This is a genomic window from Nocardia sp. NPDC052112 (assembly GCF_040680135.1).
Classification (GTDB): domain Bacteria; phylum Actinomycetota; class Actinomycetes; order Mycobacteriales; family Mycobacteriaceae; genus Nocardia.
Genome location: NZ_JBFAWD010000005.1, coordinates 175,824 through 195,446, shown reverse-complemented (window position 1 = coordinate 195,446; position 19,623 = coordinate 175,824). Strand labels below are relative to the sequence as shown.

Annotated in this window: 18 protein-coding genes; 7 read left to right on the top strand and 11 right to left on the bottom strand. The window is 66.0% G+C overall.

The window, feature by feature from the left end; genetic code table 11:
* Nucleotides 1-29 precede the first annotated feature (29 nt).
* The 6 genes from AB0L58_RS11820 to ligD all read right to left on the bottom strand — a co-directional run bounded on the left by AB0L58_RS11820 (nucleotide 30) and on the right by ligD (nucleotide 6,492).
* On the bottom strand, nucleotides 30-1,544 hold the full coding sequence (locus tag AB0L58_RS11820) for an NAD(P)/FAD-dependent oxidoreductase (RefSeq protein WP_364385141.1): 1,515 nt from the start codon (nucleotides 1,542-1,544) through the stop codon (nucleotides 30-32).
* 14 nt (nucleotides 1,545-1,558) lie between these two features.
* Nucleotides 1,559-2,485, bottom strand: coding sequence for a ferritin-like domain-containing protein (locus AB0L58_RS11815; protein WP_364385138.1), 927 nt, complete (start codon nucleotides 2,483-2,485; stop codon nucleotides 1,559-1,561).
* Nucleotides 2,486-2,487: 2 nt separating this feature from the next.
* On the bottom strand, nucleotides 2,488-3,393 hold the full coding sequence (locus tag AB0L58_RS11810) for an SDR family NAD(P)-dependent oxidoreductase (protein WP_364385135.1): 906 nt from the start codon (nucleotides 3,391-3,393) through the stop codon (nucleotides 2,488-2,490).
* A gap of 1 nt (nucleotide 3,394) precedes the next feature.
* On the bottom strand, nucleotides 3,395-4,381 hold the full coding sequence (locus AB0L58_RS11805; RefSeq protein ID WP_364385132.1) for an alpha/beta hydrolase: 987 nt from the start codon (nucleotides 4,379-4,381) through the stop codon (nucleotides 3,395-3,397).
* Nucleotides 4,382-4,461: 80 nt separating this feature from the next.
* Complete coding sequence (locus AB0L58_RS11800; RefSeq protein ID WP_364385129.1) at nucleotides 4,462-5,418, bottom strand: D-isomer specific 2-hydroxyacid dehydrogenase family protein; 957 nt, start codon at nucleotides 5,416-5,418, stop codon at nucleotides 4,462-4,464.
* Nucleotides 5,419-5,535: 117 nt separating this feature from the next.
* Entirely contained in the window at nucleotides 5,536-6,492 is a 957-nt protein-coding gene (ligD, locus tag AB0L58_RS11795) for a non-homologous end-joining DNA ligase (RefSeq protein ID WP_364385126.1), read from the bottom strand.
* A gap of 113 nt (nucleotides 6,493-6,605) precedes the next feature.
* On the opposite strand from ligD, the gene AB0L58_RS11790 reads away from it, so the two are divergent.
* The 4 genes from AB0L58_RS11790 (at nucleotide 6,606) to AB0L58_RS11775 (ending at nucleotide 9,343) form a co-directional block, all read left to right on the top strand.
* Nucleotides 6,606-7,046, top strand: coding sequence for a MarR family winged helix-turn-helix transcriptional regulator (locus tag AB0L58_RS11790; protein WP_364385123.1), 441 nt, complete (start codon nucleotides 6,606-6,608; stop codon nucleotides 7,044-7,046).
* Nucleotides 7,043-8,446 (top strand): MFS transporter, encoded by a 1,404-nt coding sequence (locus AB0L58_RS11785; protein ID WP_364385120.1) that lies wholly within the window; start codon nucleotides 7,043-7,045, stop codon nucleotides 8,444-8,446. The genes AB0L58_RS11790 and AB0L58_RS11785 overlap by 4 nt, the downstream gene beginning before the upstream one ends.
* Before the next feature lie 42 nt (nucleotides 8,447-8,488).
* On the top strand, nucleotides 8,489-9,070 hold the full coding sequence (locus AB0L58_RS11780; RefSeq protein WP_364385117.1) for a hydrolase: 582 nt from the start codon (nucleotides 8,489-8,491) through the stop codon (nucleotides 9,068-9,070).
* Nucleotides 9,071-9,133: 63 nt separating this feature from the next.
* Nucleotides 9,134-9,343, top strand: a complete 210-nt coding sequence (locus tag AB0L58_RS11775) for a hypothetical protein (RefSeq protein WP_364385114.1) — start codon at nucleotides 9,134-9,136, stop codon at nucleotides 9,341-9,343.
* Between the two features lie 27 nt (nucleotides 9,344-9,370).
* On the opposite strand, the gene AB0L58_RS11770 is transcribed toward AB0L58_RS11775, so the two are convergent.
* Together AB0L58_RS11770 and AB0L58_RS11765 are read right to left on the bottom strand one after the other, a co-directional pair.
* The gene (locus AB0L58_RS11770) at nucleotides 9,371-9,529 is read right to left on the bottom strand and encodes a hypothetical protein (RefSeq protein ID WP_364385111.1); all 159 of its coding nucleotides are present in this window, start codon (nucleotides 9,527-9,529) and stop codon (nucleotides 9,371-9,373) included.
* Between the two features lie 88 nt (nucleotides 9,530-9,617).
* Nucleotides 9,618-11,741: a RecQ family ATP-dependent DNA helicase gene (locus tag AB0L58_RS11765; protein ID WP_364385108.1), complete on the bottom strand. Its 2,124-nt coding sequence runs from the start codon at nucleotides 11,739-11,741 to the stop codon at nucleotides 9,618-9,620.
* Nucleotides 11,742-12,175: 434 nt separating this feature from the next.
* On the opposite strand from AB0L58_RS11765, the gene AB0L58_RS11760 reads away from it, so the two are divergent.
* Entirely contained in the window at nucleotides 12,176-13,564 is a 1,389-nt protein-coding gene (locus AB0L58_RS11760; RefSeq protein WP_364385105.1) for a mercuric reductase, read from the top strand.
* Between the two features lie 269 nt (nucleotides 13,565-13,833).
* On the top strand, nucleotides 13,834-14,316 hold the full coding sequence (locus AB0L58_RS11755) for a hypothetical protein (protein WP_364385102.1): 483 nt from the start codon (nucleotides 13,834-13,836) through the stop codon (nucleotides 14,314-14,316).
* Nucleotides 14,317-14,990: 674 nt separating this feature from the next.
* On the opposite strand, the gene AB0L58_RS11750 is transcribed toward AB0L58_RS11755, so the two are convergent.
* Nucleotides 14,991-16,214 carry an RtcB family protein gene (locus tag AB0L58_RS11750; protein WP_364385099.1) on the bottom strand — a complete coding sequence of 408 codons (1,224 nt, stop codon included), beginning with the start codon at nucleotides 16,212-16,214 and terminating at the stop codon, nucleotides 14,991-14,993.
* A 198-nt stretch (nucleotides 16,215-16,412) separates the two neighbouring features.
* On the opposite strand from AB0L58_RS11750, the gene AB0L58_RS11745 reads away from it, so the two are divergent.
* Nucleotides 16,413-17,159, top strand: a complete 747-nt coding sequence (locus tag AB0L58_RS11745; RefSeq protein WP_364385096.1) for a thioredoxin domain-containing protein — start codon at nucleotides 16,413-16,415, stop codon at nucleotides 17,157-17,159.
* A gap of 24 nt (nucleotides 17,160-17,183) precedes the next feature.
* Here AB0L58_RS11745 and AB0L58_RS11740 read toward each other — a convergent pair whose 3' ends face one another.
* Both AB0L58_RS11740 and AB0L58_RS11735 read right to left on the bottom strand, forming a co-directional pair.
* A complete protein-coding gene (locus AB0L58_RS11740) occupies nucleotides 17,184-18,242 on the bottom strand; it encodes an amidohydrolase family protein (protein WP_364385093.1) in 1,059 nt (352 codons plus the stop codon).
* Between the two features lies 1 nt (nucleotide 18,243).
* On the bottom strand, nucleotides 18,244-19,617 hold the full coding sequence (locus AB0L58_RS11735; RefSeq protein ID WP_364385090.1) for a glutamine synthetase family protein: 1,374 nt from the start codon (nucleotides 19,615-19,617) through the stop codon (nucleotides 18,244-18,246).
* Nucleotides 19,618-19,623 lie beyond the last annotated feature (6 nt).

Below are 19,623 nucleotides of genomic sequence, written 5' to 3'. Positions count from 1 at the left end.
CTAGCGTCCCGGCCACCTGTGCCCATCACCTAGGAAACCGCCGCAATCCGCGGCTTCGTCAGGTGTGTGCCCGCGGGGACGACGTGATAGTCATCGAGGTGCACCGACCGCAGCTGGCTCACATACTGGGTGGCGAAACCCGGGTACATGGTCGCGTTGAATCCGTCCTCGGTGAGATACCAACTGCGGCAGCCGGAATTCCAGGTGGTGCTGCCGAGCCGCCGCTGGATCGCCGCGTTGTAGCGGTCCTGTCGGTCCTGGCGCACATCGAGCATGCGCAGATTCCGGTCCAGGATGGTGCCGATCGCGCTCACCAGATAGTCGATCTGGGCCTCCATGTACACCAGCGCCGAATTGTGCCCCGGTCCCGAATTCGGCCCGAAGGTGAAGAACAGATTCGGGTACCCGGATACCGCGATGCTCTTGTAGGCATAGGCGCCGTGGCGCCACTGCTCGGCGAGCACCCGCCCGTTCCGGCCGACGACCGGGACGGGCGTACCGGTCTTGGAGACGTCGAATCCGGTGGCGAAGACGATGCAATCGGCTTGGTGCTCAATACCTTCCGCGGTACGGATGCCGTGTTCGGCGATGCGGGCGATCGGCCAGGTGATCAACTTGCAATTCGCGCGCTGCAGCGCCGGGTAATAATCGTCGGTCATCAGCAGGCGCTTGCATCCGGCTCGGAAATCCGGGGTGAGTTGGCGGCGCAGCCATGGATCCTTGACCTGCCTGTGCAGCTGGGCCCGTCCGACCAATTCGACGACCCTGGTGAGCGGGGTATTCCAGACCACACCGAGCGCGACGGATTCGTGTCCGTAGAACCAGGCCAGGCGCGAGAGGGATTCGGCCGCCGGAACCCGCCGGTAGAGTTCCTTGGTCAGCGGGGTGGTGCGCCGATTGACCCTGGGCAGTACCCAGCCCGGTGTCCGCTGGAATACCTTGACCGAGGCTGCCCGCTGCACCAGCTCCGGAATGATCTGCACCGCACTGGCTCCGGTACCGATGACGGCGACCTTCTTACCGGTGAAGTCGTAATCGTGATCCCAACGGGCACTGTGGATCTTGTGTCCCCGATAGTCCTCGATGCCGGGAATATCGGGCAGACTCGCATTGGCCAGCGGTCCGGAGGCCAGCACCACCGTTCGGGCGCGGACGGCCTCCGCGCGGTCTTCGACAGTGATGTTCCAGACCCCGGAGTCCTCGTCGAACGCGATTCCGGTGACGTTGTGGCCGAAGCGGAAGTGCTTGTGCAGTCCGAACTTCGCGGCCATCGACTCGATATAGCCGAGGATTTCCCGGCTGCCGGAGTAGGTCTGCGACCAATTCGGGTTCGGCGCGAAACTGTAGGAGTACAGCCGCGACGGGATATCGCACGCCGCACCCGGATAGGTGTTGTCGCGCCAGGTCCCGCCGATCGCGGTGCCGCGTTCGAAGATCGCGAAATCGCCGATTCCCTTCTGTTTCAGGCGAATCGCGGCACCGATGCCGGCGAATCCGCCGCCGATAATGGCGACATCCAAGGAGTGCCCACTGCGCGATGCCATATCCATCCGATCCTTCATGCCGCAGGCTTATAGGTGAGTTCCTTGGACCACGTCGGCTCCGGGCGCAGCAGTCGCTTCGGTACCCGGGCGGTGATCTTGACCAATGTGTCGGCCAGCAGGTGATAGGGGTGGCCGCGGTTGATCACCCAGCCGCCGTGCATCTTCACGATCTGATACATCGGCAGCCTGCGTGCGAATTCACTGCGCTCACCGACATTCGCGTAGCGTTTCAGCGCCGCGTACAGCTTCTCCTCGTCGACGCCCATCTCGACGATGTTGTCGCGCATCTTGTTCAGCAGCGGCACATAGCTCAGCACGCCGATGATGAACGACGGCTTGGCCCACCCGCCGACCAGGTCGATGAGCAGCTTGCGCATCTGGGCGTGGCCGAGCAGATCCATCACCGCGAAATCCACCGCCAGATGCCGGGATTCGTCGGCATTGATCTTCTTGAAGGCCTCTTGGCAGATCGGATCCTCGATCTCGTCCATGATGAATTTGATCAGCGCACCGTCGAGGGCGACCTCCAGCATCGGAATCACCGTGCCGAGGAAGGACAGCGACATATCGTCGGAGTACTGGTCCAGGAAGTCGATGACGAGCTTGACATTCACATTCGGCTGCGGAATCTCGTCGCCGTCGAGCATGCCCCAGCGCCGCATCAGCGCGAGTTCGGCATTGGCGTGCTTCTGCTCTTCCGCGTGGAAATAGCGATAGATCTCACGCAGCGTCTCGGTCGGCGCCTTCTTCGCCATCGCGGCGAATCCGCGCGCGCCGACATTCTCGATCCACATCAGATCGGCCATGAACGGCTTGAGCTTGGTGTGCAGCTCGGGCGAAATCGTTTCCGCGCCGGGCGCATCCCAGTCGATATCGGCCAGCGCCCATTGCCGATCCTTGATCTTGCGGAGCATATCGTCGAAGTCCATAACGTTCGCCATGATCAGACTCCCGTTTTGTCGGAGACCGAGGACCGGTCCGAGGTGGTCGAGTTCTCCTGTGGCAGTAGCCGATCCAGGAGTCCGAGGACATAGGTGTACTGGGTGGGGAAATAGCGCTTGAGCCGCCAGATGAGGTGCGCGTCCAGTTGCGGCAGCACATACAGTTGGCCGCGGTCGTGGGCGTCGAGGGTGGTGCGCGCGACGCTGTCGGGGGAGAAGCCGGTCAGGCGCATGAGGGTGTCGGCCAATCGGGCCGATTGCGGGGTGATGCGGCCGTCGCGAGCCACATTCGTCTTGACGAAGGTCGGGCACAGCACGGTGACCGCGACGCCGGTGCCGCTCATCTCGGCGGCCATGGTCTCCGAGAGCGACAGCACGGCGGCCTTGGACGCGTTGTAGACCGCCATCGATGGTGCGGCGGCGAAGGCGGCCGCCGAGGCGACATTGATGATCCCGCCGCGGCGAGCGGCGCGCAGTCGCGGTGCGAAGGTCTCACATCCGTGCACCACACCCCACAGGTTGATGCCGAGTGCCCACTGCCAGTCGTCGAAACCGATTTCGCCGACCCGCTTTCCGCCGATGCCGACGCCGGCATTGTTGACCACCAGCGTGACCGGGCGTTCGAACAGCGATTCGGCAAAGCGCGCAAGGGCTTCCACCTCTTCGCGTCGTGAAACATCGCAGCGGAACGCATGCGCGGCACCGGGATGGTCGCGCTCGATCATGGCCACGGTCGCATCGGCGCGGGATTCATCGATATCGGCGCAGATCACCTGCCCACCACGGGCGGCGATTTCGAGTGCGAAAGCACGGCCGATGCCGCTGCCCGCACCGGTCACCACCGCGCGGGCGCCGTGGCTGCGGCGCGGCCGGATCCCGATCGGAATAAGTCTCTCCAAGCCCAACATCTCAACTCACCTTCTTCGCGACGGTCTGGGAAAGCAGTGCGGTACACAGGAATTCGGCGGCCCGATCCAATGCCTTGTCCGCCTCCGGCACCAGCAGCGGCAGCGCCTGGAAGACGTGCACCTGGCCGGGCCAGATCTCGAGTGCGCAGTCGCCGCCCGCGTCGCGCACCATCGCGTGCAGGTGTCGGGCATCGGCGCAGAGCATTTCGGCACCGCCCGCCTGGATCAGCAGCGGCGGTACGGCCATACCCGGCGGAATGCGCAGTCGCAGGCGTGGCGTGTCGGCGGGCAGGTCGCGAGTGTAGGTATGGGGCAGTCGGCTGGCGGCGCGGGCGGAGATCACCGGATCGCGTTGCCGCCGTTCCTGTTCGGCGGCCAAACCGAAGGTGAGATCGATCAGCGGGGAGAACATCGCGACGGCGGCCGGTTGCGGCCGAGCGTGCCGTTCGTTCTCGATCAGCAGATCCAGTGTCAGATGCCCGCCCGCCGAATCGCAGGCGATCACCAGGTCTTGCGCGGCGAATCCGCGGTCGAGCAGCCAGCGGTATCCGGCCTCGACATCATCGGCGGCGGCCGGAAACCGATGCTCCGGCGCGAGCCGGTAGTCGGTGAGGAAGACCGGCAGTCCGGTCTTCTCGGACAGCTGTGCGGCCAAGCCGCGATGGGTGCGGGCCGAGCAGAGGACGTAGCCGCTGCCGTGGATGTAGTAGATGGCACGTGGTCCGAAAGCCACGCCGGGTGCGCGGACCCACTCGCCGCGGACGGCTCCGGACCGGACCTGGACGACGGATATGCCGCGCGGTGTCGGACCCGCCGTGGCCATGATCGTCGCGATCAGTTTGCGCGCGAACCACACTCCCGGTGCGTTCATGGGTACCGCATTGTTCAGCGGCCGCAGTCCGATCTCGCATGCCGCGGCAGCGAGTCTGGACCGTGCCGACGGCACCGTCGGAACGCCGGGGACCGAGGTCCTCGTTGACCTTGTCATGAGCTAAGAGTCAGGCATGAATGTGCCAGTTGTCAATGGCACATTTGAAACAGGGTGGTTGCCGTCCCGTCGGGAGCGGGTCAGTAACCCCGTTCGGTATAGATCGGGGCGAGCAGATCGCGTCCCGTGATGAACCGCCGCACATTTGCACCGACATGGTCCGCGAAGGCGGCAAGGCGCAGCTGCGGTGGATTCGAATCATGCGGTGTGACAATGGCATTCGGCAACACCCAGAGCGGATGGCCGTCCGGCAGCGGTTCGGGATCGGTGACATCGAGACCGGCGCCGCCGATCGCGCCGGAGGCCAATGCGGCCACCAGTGCGTCCGTATCGACGAGGCTGCCGCGCGCCACATTGACGACCCAGGACGACGGCTTCAATCGGGCCAATTCCTCGGCTCCGACCAGGTGTTTCGTTTCGGGCGTCGCGGGTGCGGCGATCACCACGTGATCGGTGCGCGGCCAGATGCGGGCGAGGTGTTCGGCCGGAAGGGTCTCGACCGTGTCCGGAATCCCGGGCCCGGTCACCGGGCGGCCGGAGCGATTGACCGCGATGATATGCGCGCCGAGCGGGACGAGCATGGGAATCAGGGCACGCCCGATCCCACCCGCGCCGACGATGGTGACGGTCTTACCCCGCAGTGTGTCGACGTGCGGGAAGAAATCGTGCTGTCGCCAACTGCCCGCATGCAGGTGTTCCGGCAGATACCGGACTCCGGCGAGCAGCAGCATGAGCGCGTGCTCGGCCACGCTCGCGGCGAATGCGCCTGCGGCGGAGGTGAATCGAACGTCGGGATGCCGAGCCGGAATGCCCGCGGTGAACCAGTCCTCGACACCGGCCGCGGGCAACTGCACCCATTCGATGGAGGCGGGCAACTCGTCCGGGAATTCGCCGGGACCACCCACCCAGATCAAGGCCCTCGCCTGGGGCAGATCCGCGATGGTCGCGCCAGCCTCGACGACGGCCTTGCGCAAGAGCGTCGGCGCGGGCGTCGACGGTCCGATCGCGACCGGAACCGGAACCTCGTCGGGGCTCATGGACGACCTCCTGTCGCGGGAAAACCACTGGCACGGTGCCTGTGGATGACTCCGCAGCGACCGTAGCACCGGCACCTTTCGAACGGTCCGAGCCACCGGGGGAGTGCGAGTTCGGTGTCAGTCCGCGTCGAGGTCGACGTCCAGATTGTCGCGGTCGGCCCACTCCAGCAGTTGATCGATGCGGAACACCGCCCCATCGATGCCTTCGTGCAGATCACCGAGTTCGGCGAAGCGGGTGGGGACGGTTTTCATGGTGAAGTCGCGCGGGTCGATATCGGGTATCTCATCCCAGCGGATGGGGGTGGAGACCGTCGCATCCGGGACGCCGCGCACCGAATAGGCCGCGGCGATGGTGTGGTCGCGCGCGTTCTGGTTGTAGTCGACGAACAGCAGTTTCGGATCGCGGTCCTTGCGCCACCAGGTGGTGGTGACATCGTCGGGCGCGCGACGCTCGACCTCGTGCGCGAAGGCCAGCGCCGCCCGGCGCACCTCGGTGAAACCCCACTCCGGTGCGATGCGCACATAGATGTGCATGCCCTTGCCGCCGGAGGTTTTCGGCCAGCCGGCCGCGCCCAATTCGTCGAGCACTTCATGCGCGACGTCCGCGACTCGCTGCACCCGCGACCACGGGCAATCCGGCATCGGATCCAGGTCGATACGCCATTCGTCGGGGCGCTCGGTGTCGTCGCGACGCGAGTTCCACGGATGGAATTCGACCGTCGACATCTGCACCGCCCAGATGATATCGGCCAACTTGTCCACACAGAGTTCGTCGGCATGTCGGCCGTAGCGCGGAAAGAAGACGCGCACGGTGGGAATCCAGTCCGGCGCGCCAGCGGGCAGCCGCTTCTGATGCACCTTGTCGCCCGCGAGCCCCTTGGGGAATCTATGTAGCATGCACGGCCGGTCCCGCAGCGCGCGGACGATGCCGTCGCCGACGCTCAGGTAGTACTGCACCAGGTCGAGCTTGGTCGCGCCGGATTCCGGGAAGTAGATCCGGTCCGGGTTGGAGATGCGGACGATGCGGTCGCCGACATCGAGTTCGACGGCGGGCGACGCCGACTTGCTGGCCACCCGTCCGACGATAACGGCTCGGCAGGTCCGCCGCCGGTATCCCCGGTGATATACAGGTCAAACTGTGCAGTTGAAACTGTACAGTTGAGACTGAATAAATTAGAGTCGATCGCATGGACGAGGAGCTCGCCGAATCAGCCGTCCGGGCCGCAAGTGAGGTTCGGGTTGTCATCGGCAGGCTGCGACGGCGCATGCGCGAGCTGGCCGCTGATGACGACCTCACCCCGTCGCAAGCGTCGGTACTGAGTCGCTTGGATCGGGACGGCCCGGCATCCACCAGTGATCTGGCTGCCGCCGAACGGGTGCGGCCGCAATCCATGGCAATGACCGTCGCGGTGCTGGACGGCTACGGATTCGTCGACCGTCATCCGGATCCCACGGACCGGCGCAGGCAATTGTGGTCGCTGACCGCTGCCGGGCGTGCGCGGCTGACCGGCGACCGGCAGTTACGCCAGGAGTGGCTGGCGCGCACGCTGCACGAGCGGTACACCGAGGCACAGCGGCGCACCATCCTCGAGGCGCTCGCACTGCTGGACGATGTGGCCCAATCGTGACGGCCGTCGCAGAGCGCTCCGAATCATCCACTGGAGCAACGAGATTCGACCGCAGGCTGATCGCGCCGATGATCCTCGGCTCGATTCTGAATCCGATCAACTCCTCAATGCTCGCGGTGGCGCTGGTGCCCATCGGCAAGGCGTTCGGCGCGTCGCCGTCGGAAACCGTGTGGCTGGTGTCGGCGCTGTATGTGGCCACCGCGGTCGGGCAGCCGGTGGTCGGGCGGTTTATCGACCGATATGGGCCGCGTAGGCTCTATCTGCTCGGCACCGCGCTGGTCGGTATCGCGGGGGCGCTCGGTGCTTTCGCACCCGGGCTCGGTGTTCTGATCCTGTCCAGGGTACTGCTCGGCTTCGGCACCTCGGCGGCTTATCCGGCCTCGATGTTCTTGTTGCGCAGCGAATCCGAGCGTACCGGATCGCAGAGTCCGGCCGGGTTGCTCGCCGTGTTGTCTCTCGCCAATCAGGTGATAGCGGTGATCGGGCCGACGCTGGGCGGTGTCCTGATCGGTGTCGGCGGTTGGCATCTGATCTTCACCATCAATGTGCCACTATCGCTGGCTTGTCTGGTGCTCGGGCGGATGAGCCTGCCCGAATTGGCCGAGCTGCCCGAGAGCGTGCGGGCCCGCCGAGGCGGCGGCGTGGATGTCACCGGAATGGTGTTGTTCGCTGGAACGCTGGTCGCCGCGATGCTGTTTCTGATGAAACCGGCTGTCGCGCACTGGTATCTGCTGGTGCTCGCCGGTGTGGCCGGCGCCGGATTCGTGCTGCGGGAGTTGCGCGCCGCCCAGCCGTTCATCGATCTGCGTGTGCTCGGCGGCAATGCGGCGCTGCTGGCCACCTATGCGCGTCAGGTGCTCGCGTTCGTCACGGTCTATGCCTTCCTGTACGGCTTTACCCAGTGGCTGGAGGAGGGGCGGTCGCTGAGCGCATCCGCGGCCGGGCTGGTGCTCTTGCCGATGTCGGCGAGCGCCATGGCGATTATCGCGATCACCGGGCGGCGCCGGCAGGTGCGCGGCAAGCTCATCACAGGCGCGCTGCTGCAGGTCGCGGCGTGTATGTGCCTGCTGCTGCTCGGTCCGCATACCGGCATCTGGTTGCTCGTGGCGCTCGGTGTGCTGACCGGTATGCCGCAGGGACTCATCGGGCTCGCCAATCAGAATGCCCTTTACCACCAGGCCGATCCGGGTCGGACGGCGTCCTCGGCCGGACTATTGCGCACCGGAACGTATCTCGGTGCGCTGATCGCGGCGGCGGCGAATGCCGCGGTGTTCCCGCACGCCGCGGACAGCGCCGGAGTACACGAGCTGGCATTGTTGCTGCTCGCCGTCTCGGCACTGCTGGTCATCGTCACGCTCGCCGATCGCTCGCTGGCGCGGGTGGGACGCGAAGCGGCCTGATCTTCTACCGCCCGAAATAATTGAGCTCAGAAAGGGTTACTCATGCCGGTCACCACGCTCGACGAGCGCACCGCCCTGGTCGTCATCGACCTCCAGCAGGGCATTGTCGCCGCGCCGCGCCAACCACATTCGGCCGCCGCGGTGATCGAGAACTCCGCGGCACTCGCCCACGCGTTCCGGGAGCACGGCCTGCCGGTGGTACTCGTTCGCGTCTCGTTCGCACCCGACGGTGCCGATCAGGCGAAGGGGCGCAATGAATTTCCGTTCCCGGGCGGAAATCCGCCCGAGGGCTGGGACCGGATCGTGGACGACCTCACCGGCCATCCGGAGGATATCCACGTCACCAAGCGTAACTGGGGCGCGTTCTACGGCACCGACCTCGATCTGCAACTGCGTCGACGCGGCATCACCCAGATCGTGCTCGTCGGAATCGCCACCAGCATCGGCGTCGAATCCACCGCCCGCGCCGCGCACGAACACGGCTACCACGTCACCCTGGCCGTAGACGCCATGACCGACTCCGATGCCGAGGCCCACCAGCACAGCATCAGCAGGATCTTCCCGCGCCTCGGCGAAACCGGCAGCACCGCCGAGATCGTCGAGCTGCTCGCCGCGACCCGCTGACCCGCCGCTTCGCCGGTTGTGAACACTGATGCCATCCGGGTCGAACCGGCGCACACTGGCGAAATGATGACCAAGCTGATGCGAGCGATTCGTCGACTATTCGGCCGGGGCGCGGTGCCCGCGGGTGGTGGCCGGGGGCCGGGCGAGCCCGGTGGCGGCGCCGCGGGCGTCCGCGAGCCGCGCAGGCCGATACCGCCGGACGACCGGCTCAGCGATACCAAACGGATCGAGCCGGACCCGCCGACGCTTCGTCTACCGGACGCGCGTCAATAGGCGTGTCCGGTGATCACCCGCGCAGGCTCAGTCGAGCCCGCGCAGCTCCGGCATGGGTGGTAGCTCGATGGTGTCGGCTATCGGATCAATGCGCAGGTTGTCCAAGGATTCGAAGAACGCCTCGGCCGAGCCGTACCGCGCGGTGACTTCCTCCAGCAGCCGCTTTGCAGGCAGGTTCGAGTACATACGCATATCGTGACCTATCGAAACCGGTCCGAAACGCTAGTTAGCCAAATGTTCGCTAGTTTGTTAGCTACCGACTGGCAAACGTTGACTAGGTCTGGGTGGCGAGTACGAACGGCAGTACCGCCGGTGCCCCCGCGTTGCGCAGGGCGTGCGCGGCCATCGTGAGCGTCCAGCCGGTATCGGAGAGTGCGTCGACGAGCAGGATCGGACCGTCCACCGAACTCAGGTCCGGAATCAGCCAGGAGTCGAACAGTCCCGCCACCCGGTGGGCCGAGTTCGCGGCGGATACCGGCGGCCGGTCCGGACGTTGCTGCAAGGTGCCGAGGTCGCGCAGGCGGCCGACCTCGGCGAGGCGGGCGGCGAGGGTGGCCGAGAGCACCGGATAGCGCTGGGATTCGAGGGCCATCACCGCGGTCGGGCGCGTCGTCCAATTCCATTCGCGCAGCACCGCGATGCAGGCGTCGAACACCGCATCCGGGACCGGATCGTCGGGCGTGTCGAGCAGGGCGCGCAACCGCTGACCCCAGCCGAGGTCGGTGAGCCGACCGAGCGCACGTCCGGTCTCCGCGCCGTTGGTGATCTTGCCGGACAACGGAATGCCGAGTTTGGCCATCCCGGTCGGCCACTGCTTGCGCGGGGCGAGATCGAGCCCGGGACGGTCGAGCCGGGCGCGGGTCGCGGTGACGGCCGCGGAGTCGACTGTGGCATCGAGGCGGGTGCCGGTGCAGTTGTCACAGCGGCCGCAGCCGGGCGCGTTGCCGTCCAGTGCGGGCAAGCCGGGATCGTCGAGCTGGCGGCGCAGGAACTGCATTCGGCAGCCGGTGGTGCGCTGATAATCGATCATCGCCTGCTGTTCGATCTCGCGGGCCGCGGCGAGACGTTCGTAGCGTTCGGTGTCATAGACCCACGGCTGCCCGGTGGCGATCCAGCCGCCGCGGACCCGCCGCACCGCGCCGTCCACATCGAGCACCTTGAGCACCATTTCCAGTCGCGAGCGGTTCAGCTCCACCAGGGGCTCGAGTGCGGCGGTCGACATGGCACGGTCGAAGTCCAGTGCGTCGAGTACCGAGCGCACGATGTGTTCGCGCGGAAAGGCGACGGAGGCGAAGTAACTCCAGATCCTGGTGTCCTCCGGACCGGGCAGCAGCACCACCTCGGCGCGCTCGGTGCCACGACCGGCACGACCGACCTGCTGGTAGTAGGCGATGGGGGAGGACGGGGCGCCGACGTGTACCACGAAGCCCAGATCGGGTTTGTCGAAGCCCATGCCGAGCGCCGAGGTTGCGATGAGTGCCTTCACCTCGTTGTTCAGCAGTGCGGCCTCGAGCGCCTCGCGTTCGGCGGTATCGGTCTGCCCGGTGTAGGCGGCGACATTGTGGCCGTGTGAATTCAGCACGTCGGCGAGGTCGTGCGCCGCGGCGACGGTGAGGGTGTAGACGATGCCGGAACCGGCCAACGTGCCGAGGTGTCCGCTGAGCCACGCGGTGCGCTCGACGGCATCGTCGAAGCGCAGCACCGACAGGTGCAGCGATTCGCGATCCAGGGTGCCGCGCAGCACGAGGGTTTCGGTGCCGATCTGAGTGGCGACATCGGTGACCACCCGATCGTTGGCGGTCGCGGTGGTGGCGAGCACCGGCACATCGGAGCCGAGGTCGGCGATCAGGGTACGAATGCGGCGGTAGTCGGGCCGGAAGTCGTGGCCCCAATCCGAGACGCAGTGCGCCTCGTCGATCACGACCAGTCCGGCATCGGCGGCCAGCTTGGGCAACACCTGGTCGCGGAAGTCCGGATTGTTCAGCCGTTCTGGGCTGACCAGCAGCACATCCACGGCGCCCGTGGCCACCCGATCATGGATTTCGTCCCATTCGGTGACATTGCCGGAGTTGATGGTCGCCGCGACGACGCCCGCGCGTTCGGCAGCCGCGACCTGGTTACGCATCAGCGCCAGCAGCGGCGACACGATCACCGTCGGCCCGCGCCCCGCCCGGCGCAGCAGCTTGGCCGCGATGAAATACACCGCCGACTTACCCCAGCCGGTGCGCTGCACCACCAGCGCCCGGCGCCGCCGCACCACCAGCGCCTCGATGGCAGTCCACTGATCCTCGCGCAGCCGCGCCCGCGGACCGGCCAGGTCGCGCAGCAACTCCTCGGCCCGATGCCGCAGCTCGGGTGCGGTGAGGTCGATCGCCGAAGTACCGGCCGCGGTGGTCATGCGTTCCATCGTGCCCGATGCCACCGACATCGATACCGACGACCGTGCCACCGTCGATCGTGGTGATGCTCGAAAATCCGGTCCGGTCTCGGTGCGATCTTGGTTTACTTGATCCTGGAGATCGAGCTGAAACTCCTCAGCGCCGAGCTCGTGCCAGAGGGATCCTCCACCATCTGTGGGATGCGTGGACCCGCCACAATGTGGCGGTCCTGCTGCCAGGACATGCCGAAGCGGTAGGTGAGCGACCTCATATCCGGGGGCCGGTGCCGTCGATCGACACCGCGAGGTAGGTCCGAAACCCTCAACCGCTCGGACCGAGCGACAACACTTCCGGGATCGCGCCTCGGTCCAGGGACCGGCTGGTGAGGGGTGCGCCGCCACGACGAATACGACAACTGGTGACGTACGCAGAAGACGACGTGGGGAGAAGCGCAATGGTCGATGAGCATTACGACGCGATCGTGATCGGGACCAGCCAGGGCGGTCGGTTCCTGCCCCTCGAGCTGGCGAAGGCGGGCCGGAAGGTGGTGCTCGTCGAGCGTGGCGCACTCGGCGGTGTTTGCGTGAACAGGGGGTGCACCCCGACCAAGACGATGGTCGCCAGCGCGCGCCTCGCTTACCAGGCGGGACGCGGTGCGGAGTATGGCGTGCGCATCGGTCCGGTATCGGTGGATCTGGCCGCGGTGCGTGAGCGCAAACGAGCCATGGTCGCCGGCGCGCGGCAGAACTACGCGAGCCGCCTGGCGCAGGATGGGCTCGACCTGATCGAAGGCGAGGCTCATTTCACGGGGCCGAAGTCGGTCGAGATCGCCTTGACAGGCGGTGGGACGCGACAGATCAGTGCGCCGGTCGTCGTCATCGACGCGGGCGCCCGGCCCAGGCCGCTGGCTATCACCGGCGCCGGCGAGGTCCCCGTGCTCGATTCGACATCGATCATGGAGTTGGACGAGCTCCCGGAGCACCTCATGATCCTCGGCGGCGGTTACATCGGGCTGGAGTTCGGTCAGATGTTCCGTCGGTTCGGCAGCGAGGTCACCATCATCCAAAGGGCCGCGCGCCTGCTGAAGAGCGAGGACGAGGACGTTTCGGACGCGGTCGCCGCAATCTTGCGCGACGACGGGATCACGGTCTCGACCTCGACGACACCGCTCCGGGTCGCGCCGACCGATGACGGTCGCCTGCGGCTGAGCGTTCGCGCAGAGGACGGTGAGCGACAGCTCGAAGGCTCGCACCTGCTGTCGGCCATCGGCCGCGTTCCGAATACGGAGGCGCTCACCTCCGAGGCGGCCGGTATCCGTCTCGACGACCACGGCTTCATCGAGGTCGACGAGTACCTGGAAACCAGTGTCCCCGGCGTCTACGCGATGGGGGACGTCACGGCCGGCCCGGCCTTCACCCACTCTTCCTACGACGATCACCGCATTCTGCGCGCCAACCTCATCGGGCACGAGAAGGCGAGCACGCGGGATCGGATCGTCCCTTACACGGTGTTCATCGACCCGCAGCTCGGTCGCGTCGGCATGACCGAGCGCGAGGCGAGGGTGCGAGGGCGCGCGATTCGGGTGGCGAAGCTGCCGATGAGCGCCGTCATCCGGGCCATCGAGACCGGGGAGACACGCGGCTTCATGAAGGCCGTGATCGACGCGGACAACGGGCAGATTCTGGGTTGCGCGGTCCTGGGTAGTGAAGGCGGCGAGCTCATGACCATGATCCAGGTCGCCATGCTGGGCAAGCTCACCTACACCGCTATGGCGGACGCGATCTTCACACACCCGCTCCTGGCGGAAGGCCTCAACACCCTCTTCGCGATGTTCGACGCCTGAGGCGGCGTGTTGTCACCCAGCCAGTCCGGCCACTCGGCGCACTGGTTCGGCCCAACACGCTGAAAGTATTCGCTGAAGCTGCCTGCCCAACAGCACCTGTCAGTGACAGCCATGGTGCTTCGCCACAGGCTCGGCGGATCGAAGGTCGCGATCGTTACCGGTGGACACCGGCACCGTCAGGGGCGCCCGAAAACGGCGAAATGCCCCTGGGCAACGGACAATAGGATGAGACGATTGCTCCGCACCGTGGGACCGCGCAGGAGGCAGCCATGACCAACTACGAGCCGCCGCCGGGTTGGTCGCCCCCCGGTGCTCAATTCCGCAGTACCGGTGGATTCGGGCGCACCGTTGTCGGCATGCTGACCGGGCTGGTGGTCACGCCGGTCGGCATCGGCCTCGCCGCACACGCCGCGCTGGACACCCGGCAGTGGGTCATTCTCGGTTCCGCGGCGAATCGGGCCGGATCGACTTTCCAGATCGTCGGTGGAGCACTGCTACTGCTCCTGGTGGCCGCGCTTGCCGCATACTCACCGGCCGGGACGGTGCTGGCCGGGCTGGTCTGGGGTGTGGTGCCGGGCTTCGTGTATTTCCTGTTCCCGGAGGACACCTGGCGAATCATTCACGACGATCTGCCGCTGTTGTCCGACGAGATGCGGCAAGCGCTGATCACCTGGGTGACCAGCGGTTTCCCCTTCATCCTCGGCGTACTGCTGCTCGGTGCGGGCGTAGCAGGGACGCTACGGCGCCGCTGAGGACCGATTGCGGCTGTTACCAACGCAATTCGGCCGCTGGTTACTTGTCAAGCTCTTGCCCGGTAGTCGCCTTGGGCGAGATGAAGCGCCACCGCAATCCGCGGCGGATGTCGCCCGCCGGGTGGCGGCCGACTCTGCCGGGCATCGTGGGTAGCTCCGATCCGGTGGTGTTGATACCTAGCTCGACCTACTCCTCTTCATCACGTATGACCTCACCCGATCGCCTCGACGTCTGCCGCACACGAACGACCCGACCATCCTGCACCACCAGATCGGTGTCATAGCCACGCGGCTTGTTCAGGTAGGTCAAGAATCTTTGACGAGGCAACTTCGAACCGCCCGCGACAGATTTGTAGCTCGCGAGAACGTCTTCGGTGCTCGACTGTCGCTTCGTCTGCCCCAGCAAAGCGACGAGCGCTGCCTCACTCATTCCAAGAACGACCTGCTCCGGACCGACAGTGTCCTTTTTCCGACCGAACACGATCCAAACCTCCTCCGTGGCCTAAGATCCTGGATCCGACCGTACGCGCACGTTCACCGGCAGGTTGACATTCCGGCGGATTCCGAGTCAGCGGATGTCGTTGATCAGCATGATGCGCGTCCACTCCAGCCGCGTGCGAACCGAATACACCGCCGCGCGACGTTTTTCGTGCGAGGACTGCTCGTGACTCGCATCACCCCTTCACACACAGCACCTGACGCAGCGTCGCGACGATATCGACCAGATCGCGCTGCGCGGCAATGACCTCGTCGATGTCCTTGTACGCGGCGGGGATCTCGTCGACCACGCCCGCGTCCTTGCGCGACTCCACCCCTTCGGTCTGCGCGATCAGATCCGCGACGGTGAACTGCCGCTTCGCGGCATTCCGGCTCATCCGCCGACCCGCGCCGTGCGATGCCGACTGGAACGAGGCCGGATTTCCCTTGCCGCGCACCACATATGAACGCGTACCCATCGAACCCGGGATCAACGCCAGATCACCCGCGCCGGCCCGTACCGCGCCCTTCCGGGTCACCAGCATGGGCACGCCGTCGATCTCCTCCTCCGCCACATAGTTGTGGTGGCACGATATGGGATCATCGAAACGCACCTCGCGTCCGGCGAATTCCGCGCGCACCGCACCGCATACCAGCGACAGCATGACCGCTCGATTGCGTGCGGCGTATTCCTGCGCCCAGGTCAGATCGCGCCGGTAGGCTTCCATCTCCGGTGTACCGGAGAGGAATACGGCCAGATCACGATCCGGCAGATCCTGGTTGTGCGGCAGTGCGCGCGCGACGGTCATATGCCGCTCGGCGAGTTCCTTGCCGATATTGCGGCTACCGGAGTGCAGCAGGACCCATACCGTGTCGTGCTCGTCCAGGCAGATCTCGATGAAGTGGTTGCCGCCACCGAGCGAACCGATCTGCTTGTGCGCCTTGGACTCCAGTGCCTGTACGCCTGGATTCAGTGAGCCGAATTCGGACCAGAAACGCGCCCATCCGCCGATGTGCTTGGCCAATTCGCCATGTGATGCGGCGAACTGCGCACCGATCTTCGCGACGTCGACCGCATCCTTGTGCGCCTGGAAGCCCACCGGTACCGCCGCCTCGATGCGCGAGCGCAGTGAATGCAGGTTGTCCGGCAGGTCGGCGGCGGTGAGGTCGGTCCGCACGCTCTCCATGCCGCAGCCGATATCCACGCCGACGGCCGCGGGCGCGACCGCATCGCGCATCGCGATCACGGAGCCGACCGTCGCGCCCTTGCCGAGGTGCACATCGGGCATGACACGGACGCCGTGGACCCATGGCAGCTGCGCGATATTCCGCAGTTGCCGCAGCGTCGCCTGCTCGATTTCGTGTTCGTTGGCCCACATGAGCGTCTGCGCCCTGGTGCCGCGCAGCTCGACGGGAAACATGGGAAGTGTCCTTTCTCGTTCGGTGTGTTCCCCATCAACGCTAGATTCCCCGCAGGTCTGTGCGCACTGCATTATTCGCAACGCCATGGCTACGGAAATCGGCAGTATCCGGGCGCGGCCGGACGAGCGCGCGGTGTTGCGCGACCGCTATCGTGCGGGGCGGAACTGTTCGGCGAGCGAAAGCCTGGTGAAGCTACGGTGAGTACCCCTCAGGGCGGATGGCCGGGTCCGCCATCGGCGGCTCGGTCCACCAACCCCGCTGTTGTCGTTCTGATGGTGGTCGCCGCGCTATTGGTAGTTGTCGTGGGCGTGGTCGGCGCCGTCGTGGTGTTGAAGAGTCGCACGAACGTTGTTTCGGGTGTCGCGATGGCGGCGAATGTCGACTCCGGCACGACTCCGGCGGGCGTCACCGCGACCGGCACGGTCCGCGTCGGCGATTCGAATGCGAAGGTCGTCGTTCGTGTGGTCGCGGACCTGCAATGTCCCGCATGCAAATCATTCGAGAAACGCAATGCCAAGGTGCTCGAAGACGCCGCCGCGAACGGCACGGCAATCATCGAATACGACGTCATCTCCTTTCTGGACCGCGCCTCCTCCACCCAGTACTCCTCGCGCGCCGCCAACGCGTCGTTTTGCGTCGCCGGACAGGACCGTTCGAAGTATCAGGGCTGGTTCGCCGCGATGTTCGAACAGCAGCCCGCCGAGGGCGGCACCGGCTTGCCCGACAGCAAGCTCGTCGAGATCGCCGAGAACGCCGGCTACACCGACCCGTCCGTCGCTCAGTGCATTACCGACCGCAACTACGACACCTATCTCCGCGACAAGACCGAGCAGGTCCTCAACGGCGACGTCAACGCCACCCCGACCGTCTTCGTCAACGGTAGGAAACTCGACTCCAGTCAGCTGTCCAATGGACTTGAGGCGGCCATCGCCGCCGCACGCTAGTCCCACCTCCGGCGGATGCCGCGATTATCCGGGGTAGGTGCTCGCGGCGTTACCGTGGGCGATAGCCAGGACGAGTCGTTCGGCATCAGCGGCGGTGATGGCGTCCTCGGCGATCCATTCGTCGAGCAGGCGGCCGAGGCCGCGCCGCCACAGCAGTGCGCCGAGGTAGTGCAGTTCCGGGAGTCCGCAGCCGTCCGAGGAGTACAGCAGGGCCCGGAACGGCGCGAGTTCGAGTGCTTCGGCGAGTACGGCCTCGGCCCGTCGTCCCACATACGGAATGGTCAGGCCGAGGTCCAGGTGCACATGGTCGAAGATGTGGGCGAGATAAGCGGCGTTGCGGTGGAACGGCCAGCAGTGCAGCAGCATGACCGATACCCCAGAGCCCGCGGTGGCGTGCAGGAAGTCGGTGAGCAGTAGCGGATCGGCGGCCTGGAGACGCAAATCCGTATCGCCGAATCCAGTGTGGAACTGCAGGGGCAGGCCGAGTTCGGCTCCGATGCGGGCACCGAGTCCGACGAGCCAGCCGAGCGTCTCCGGATCGGTGAGCCGGAGTTCGTGCATGATCGTCGATGGCGGCGTATGGGTGCGTGGAAAGTCCAGGCCGCAGCGGTAGGCCACGATTGTCTTGAGGCCGACGGCGTTTCGAGCCCGAGCGCGCAACGCTGTCTCGATATCCTCGAAAGGCCTTTTCGCCGAGCCGACTTCGGTGATCACCTGCTCGGCCACCTGTTCGAGCCGGACGATTTCGCACACCTCGCCAGGGGCGAGGGCGGCGAATTCTGCTCGGCCACCACCGAATCCGGTATCGAGAAACCATCGGGTGGTGCCCGCGGCGCGCAGCAGCCGGGTGGTCGCCTCGCGCCAGCCGAGCTCGGCCCTGCGCGCCAGATACCGGTCCGGCTCCGTATGCGGTTCCAGGTCGAGAACCGGTGCGCACCAACGTCTTACCGCCAAGCCGATCGACGAATCGAAGGTGCCGCGTCGTCCTTCACCGAGGAGCCGCTCGAAACCGGGGCGGTCCAGATCCGCGGCCACGACGCCGTGACAATGGTGATCGGTGAGTGCGACACCATCGGTGAGCACGCTAGAACCGCCAGCGGGTCAGCTCGACCACCTTGGCCGGACTGATATCCCGATAGCGTTCGGCCTCGGCGCGGCGCACGGTGAGCAGCGCATCATGCAATTCGACGCCGAGCGCGTCGGTGAGCACCTTGGAGTCCGCGAGTGCGTCGGCGGCCTCCATCGAACTGGTCGGCAACCTCCGCACACCCGACAGCATGAGTTGCTCCGCATCGAAACCGACCGGATCGCCGGTGATTTCGGCGGGCAGCCGCAGTTCTTCGGCGACACCGGCGAGTCCGGCGGCAATGACCGCACCGACGATCAGATACGGATTACCGGTCGCGTCGAAACATTTGACCTCGGCATTGGCCGCCCAGTCCTCGGTGCCCTGCACGCCGGTGATGAAACGCAGCGCGGATTCGCGTGTCTCCCGACCCCAGCACTGCCAGATTCCGGCCCAGCGCGAGGGTTGCAGCCGCAGGAAGCTCGCCGGATTGCCCGCGCCGACCGCGACCAAGGCGGGCAGTTCCCGCAGCACACCGGCCAGGAATGCCTCCCCCGCGGGGCGCATGCCATAGGGGCCTTCGCCCGTGGCCAAGAGCGGTCCTTCATCGTCGTGCAGTGAAAAGTGCAGGTGCGCACCGGAACCCGCGCTACCTGGCTCGATACACGGCGCGAGCAGTGCGCGCCAACCGTATTGGGTGCTCACCTGCCGGATGGTGTGCCGGACCAGGATCGCGTCATCGGCGGCCGCGACCGGATCATTGGGCGCGACGGACAGTTCCAGTTGCGACAGCGCGTATTCCGGATGGAATTGATCGACGGCGATCTCCTGGCGCTCCAACGCCGCGACGAGTTCGCTGGCGTATTCGCCCACCTGGCTCAGCCGGATCATGCCGTAGGCGGGACCGTATATCGCCGGGACGAAATCGTTTTCGATATTCGCGAGCCCCACCGCCCACTCCGTCTCGAATGCCATCGACAGCCGCAGACCGGCCTGCTGGGCCGCCTGGGCCTGCCGGGTCGCGAAGGCGCGCTGACAGGCGACGAAGCGATTGCCGTCCTGGGTGAACTTATCGGCGGGCGCCCAGGCCCATCCGGGCTGACAGGCGAGTTCGGTCAATCGGGACAGGTCGGGAATCAGGCGCAGATCGCCGTCGGGCCCGCCGAGATATCGCCCGACAGACATCAGATCGTCGAAGGTGAACGTCTCGAAACAGGGTGATACCCCGATCCCGAACCGGGCGGCCTGCGCCAACCGGCCCTTCGGCACCGTCTTCACCCTGGTTATCCCGGCATTGTCCACAAAAGTCAGAGCAACCATATGGGCCTCGAGATGCCCGATCAACGCATCGTGGGCACCCTCGGCCGGTATCCGATCCGGCATGGTGGGCATATACCC

Excerpts from the sequence above, each read along its gene's own strand:
- AB0L58_RS11820 (WP_364385141.1), bottom strand. The coding sequence starts at position 1,544 with ATGGCATCGCGCAGTGGGCACTCCTTGGATGTCGCCATTATCGGCGGC.
- AB0L58_RS11810 (WP_364385135.1), bottom strand. The coding sequence starts at position 3,393 with ATGTTGGGCTTGGAGAGACTTATTCCGATCGGGATCCGGCCGCGCCGC.
- AB0L58_RS11800 (WP_364385129.1), bottom strand. The coding sequence starts at position 5,418 with ATGAGCCCCGACGAGGTTCCGGTTCCGGTCGCGATCGGACCGTCGACG.
- AB0L58_RS11815 (WP_364385138.1), bottom strand. The coding sequence starts at position 2,485 with ATGGCGAACGTTATGGACTTCGACGATATGCTCCGCAAGATCAAGGAT.
- AB0L58_RS11790 (WP_364385123.1), top strand. The coding sequence starts at position 6,606 with ATGGACGAGGAGCTCGCCGAATCAGCCGTCCGGGCCGCAAGTGAGGTT.
- AB0L58_RS11805 (WP_364385132.1), bottom strand. The coding sequence starts at position 4,381 with ATGACAAGGTCAACGAGGACCTCGGTCCCCGGCGTTCCGACGGTGCCG.
- AB0L58_RS11755 (WP_364385102.1), top strand. The coding sequence starts at position 13,834 with ATGACCAACTACGAGCCGCCGCCGGGTTGGTCGCCCCCCGGTGCTCAA.
- AB0L58_RS11770 (WP_364385111.1), bottom strand. The coding sequence starts at position 9,529 with ATGTACTCGAACCTGCCTGCAAAGCGGCTGCTGGAGGAAGTCACCGCG.
- AB0L58_RS11735 (WP_364385090.1), bottom strand. The coding sequence starts at position 19,617 with ATGCCCACCATGCCGGATCGGATACCGGCCGAGGGTGCCCACGATGCG.
- AB0L58_RS11760 (WP_364385105.1), top strand. The coding sequence starts at position 12,176 with ATGGTCGATGAGCATTACGACGCGATCGTGATCGGGACCAGCCAGGGC.
- AB0L58_RS11775 (WP_364385114.1), top strand. The coding sequence starts at position 9,134 with ATGATGACCAAGCTGATGCGAGCGATTCGTCGACTATTCGGCCGGGGC.
- AB0L58_RS11780 (WP_364385117.1), top strand. The coding sequence starts at position 8,489 with ATGCCGGTCACCACGCTCGACGAGCGCACCGCCCTGGTCGTCATCGAC.
- AB0L58_RS11750 (WP_364385099.1), bottom strand. The coding sequence starts at position 16,214 with ATGTTTCCCGTCGAGCTGCGCGGCACCAGGGCGCAGACGCTCATGTGG.
- AB0L58_RS11765 (WP_364385108.1), bottom strand. The coding sequence starts at position 11,741 with ATGACCACCGCGGCCGGTACTTCGGCGATCGACCTCACCGCACCCGAG.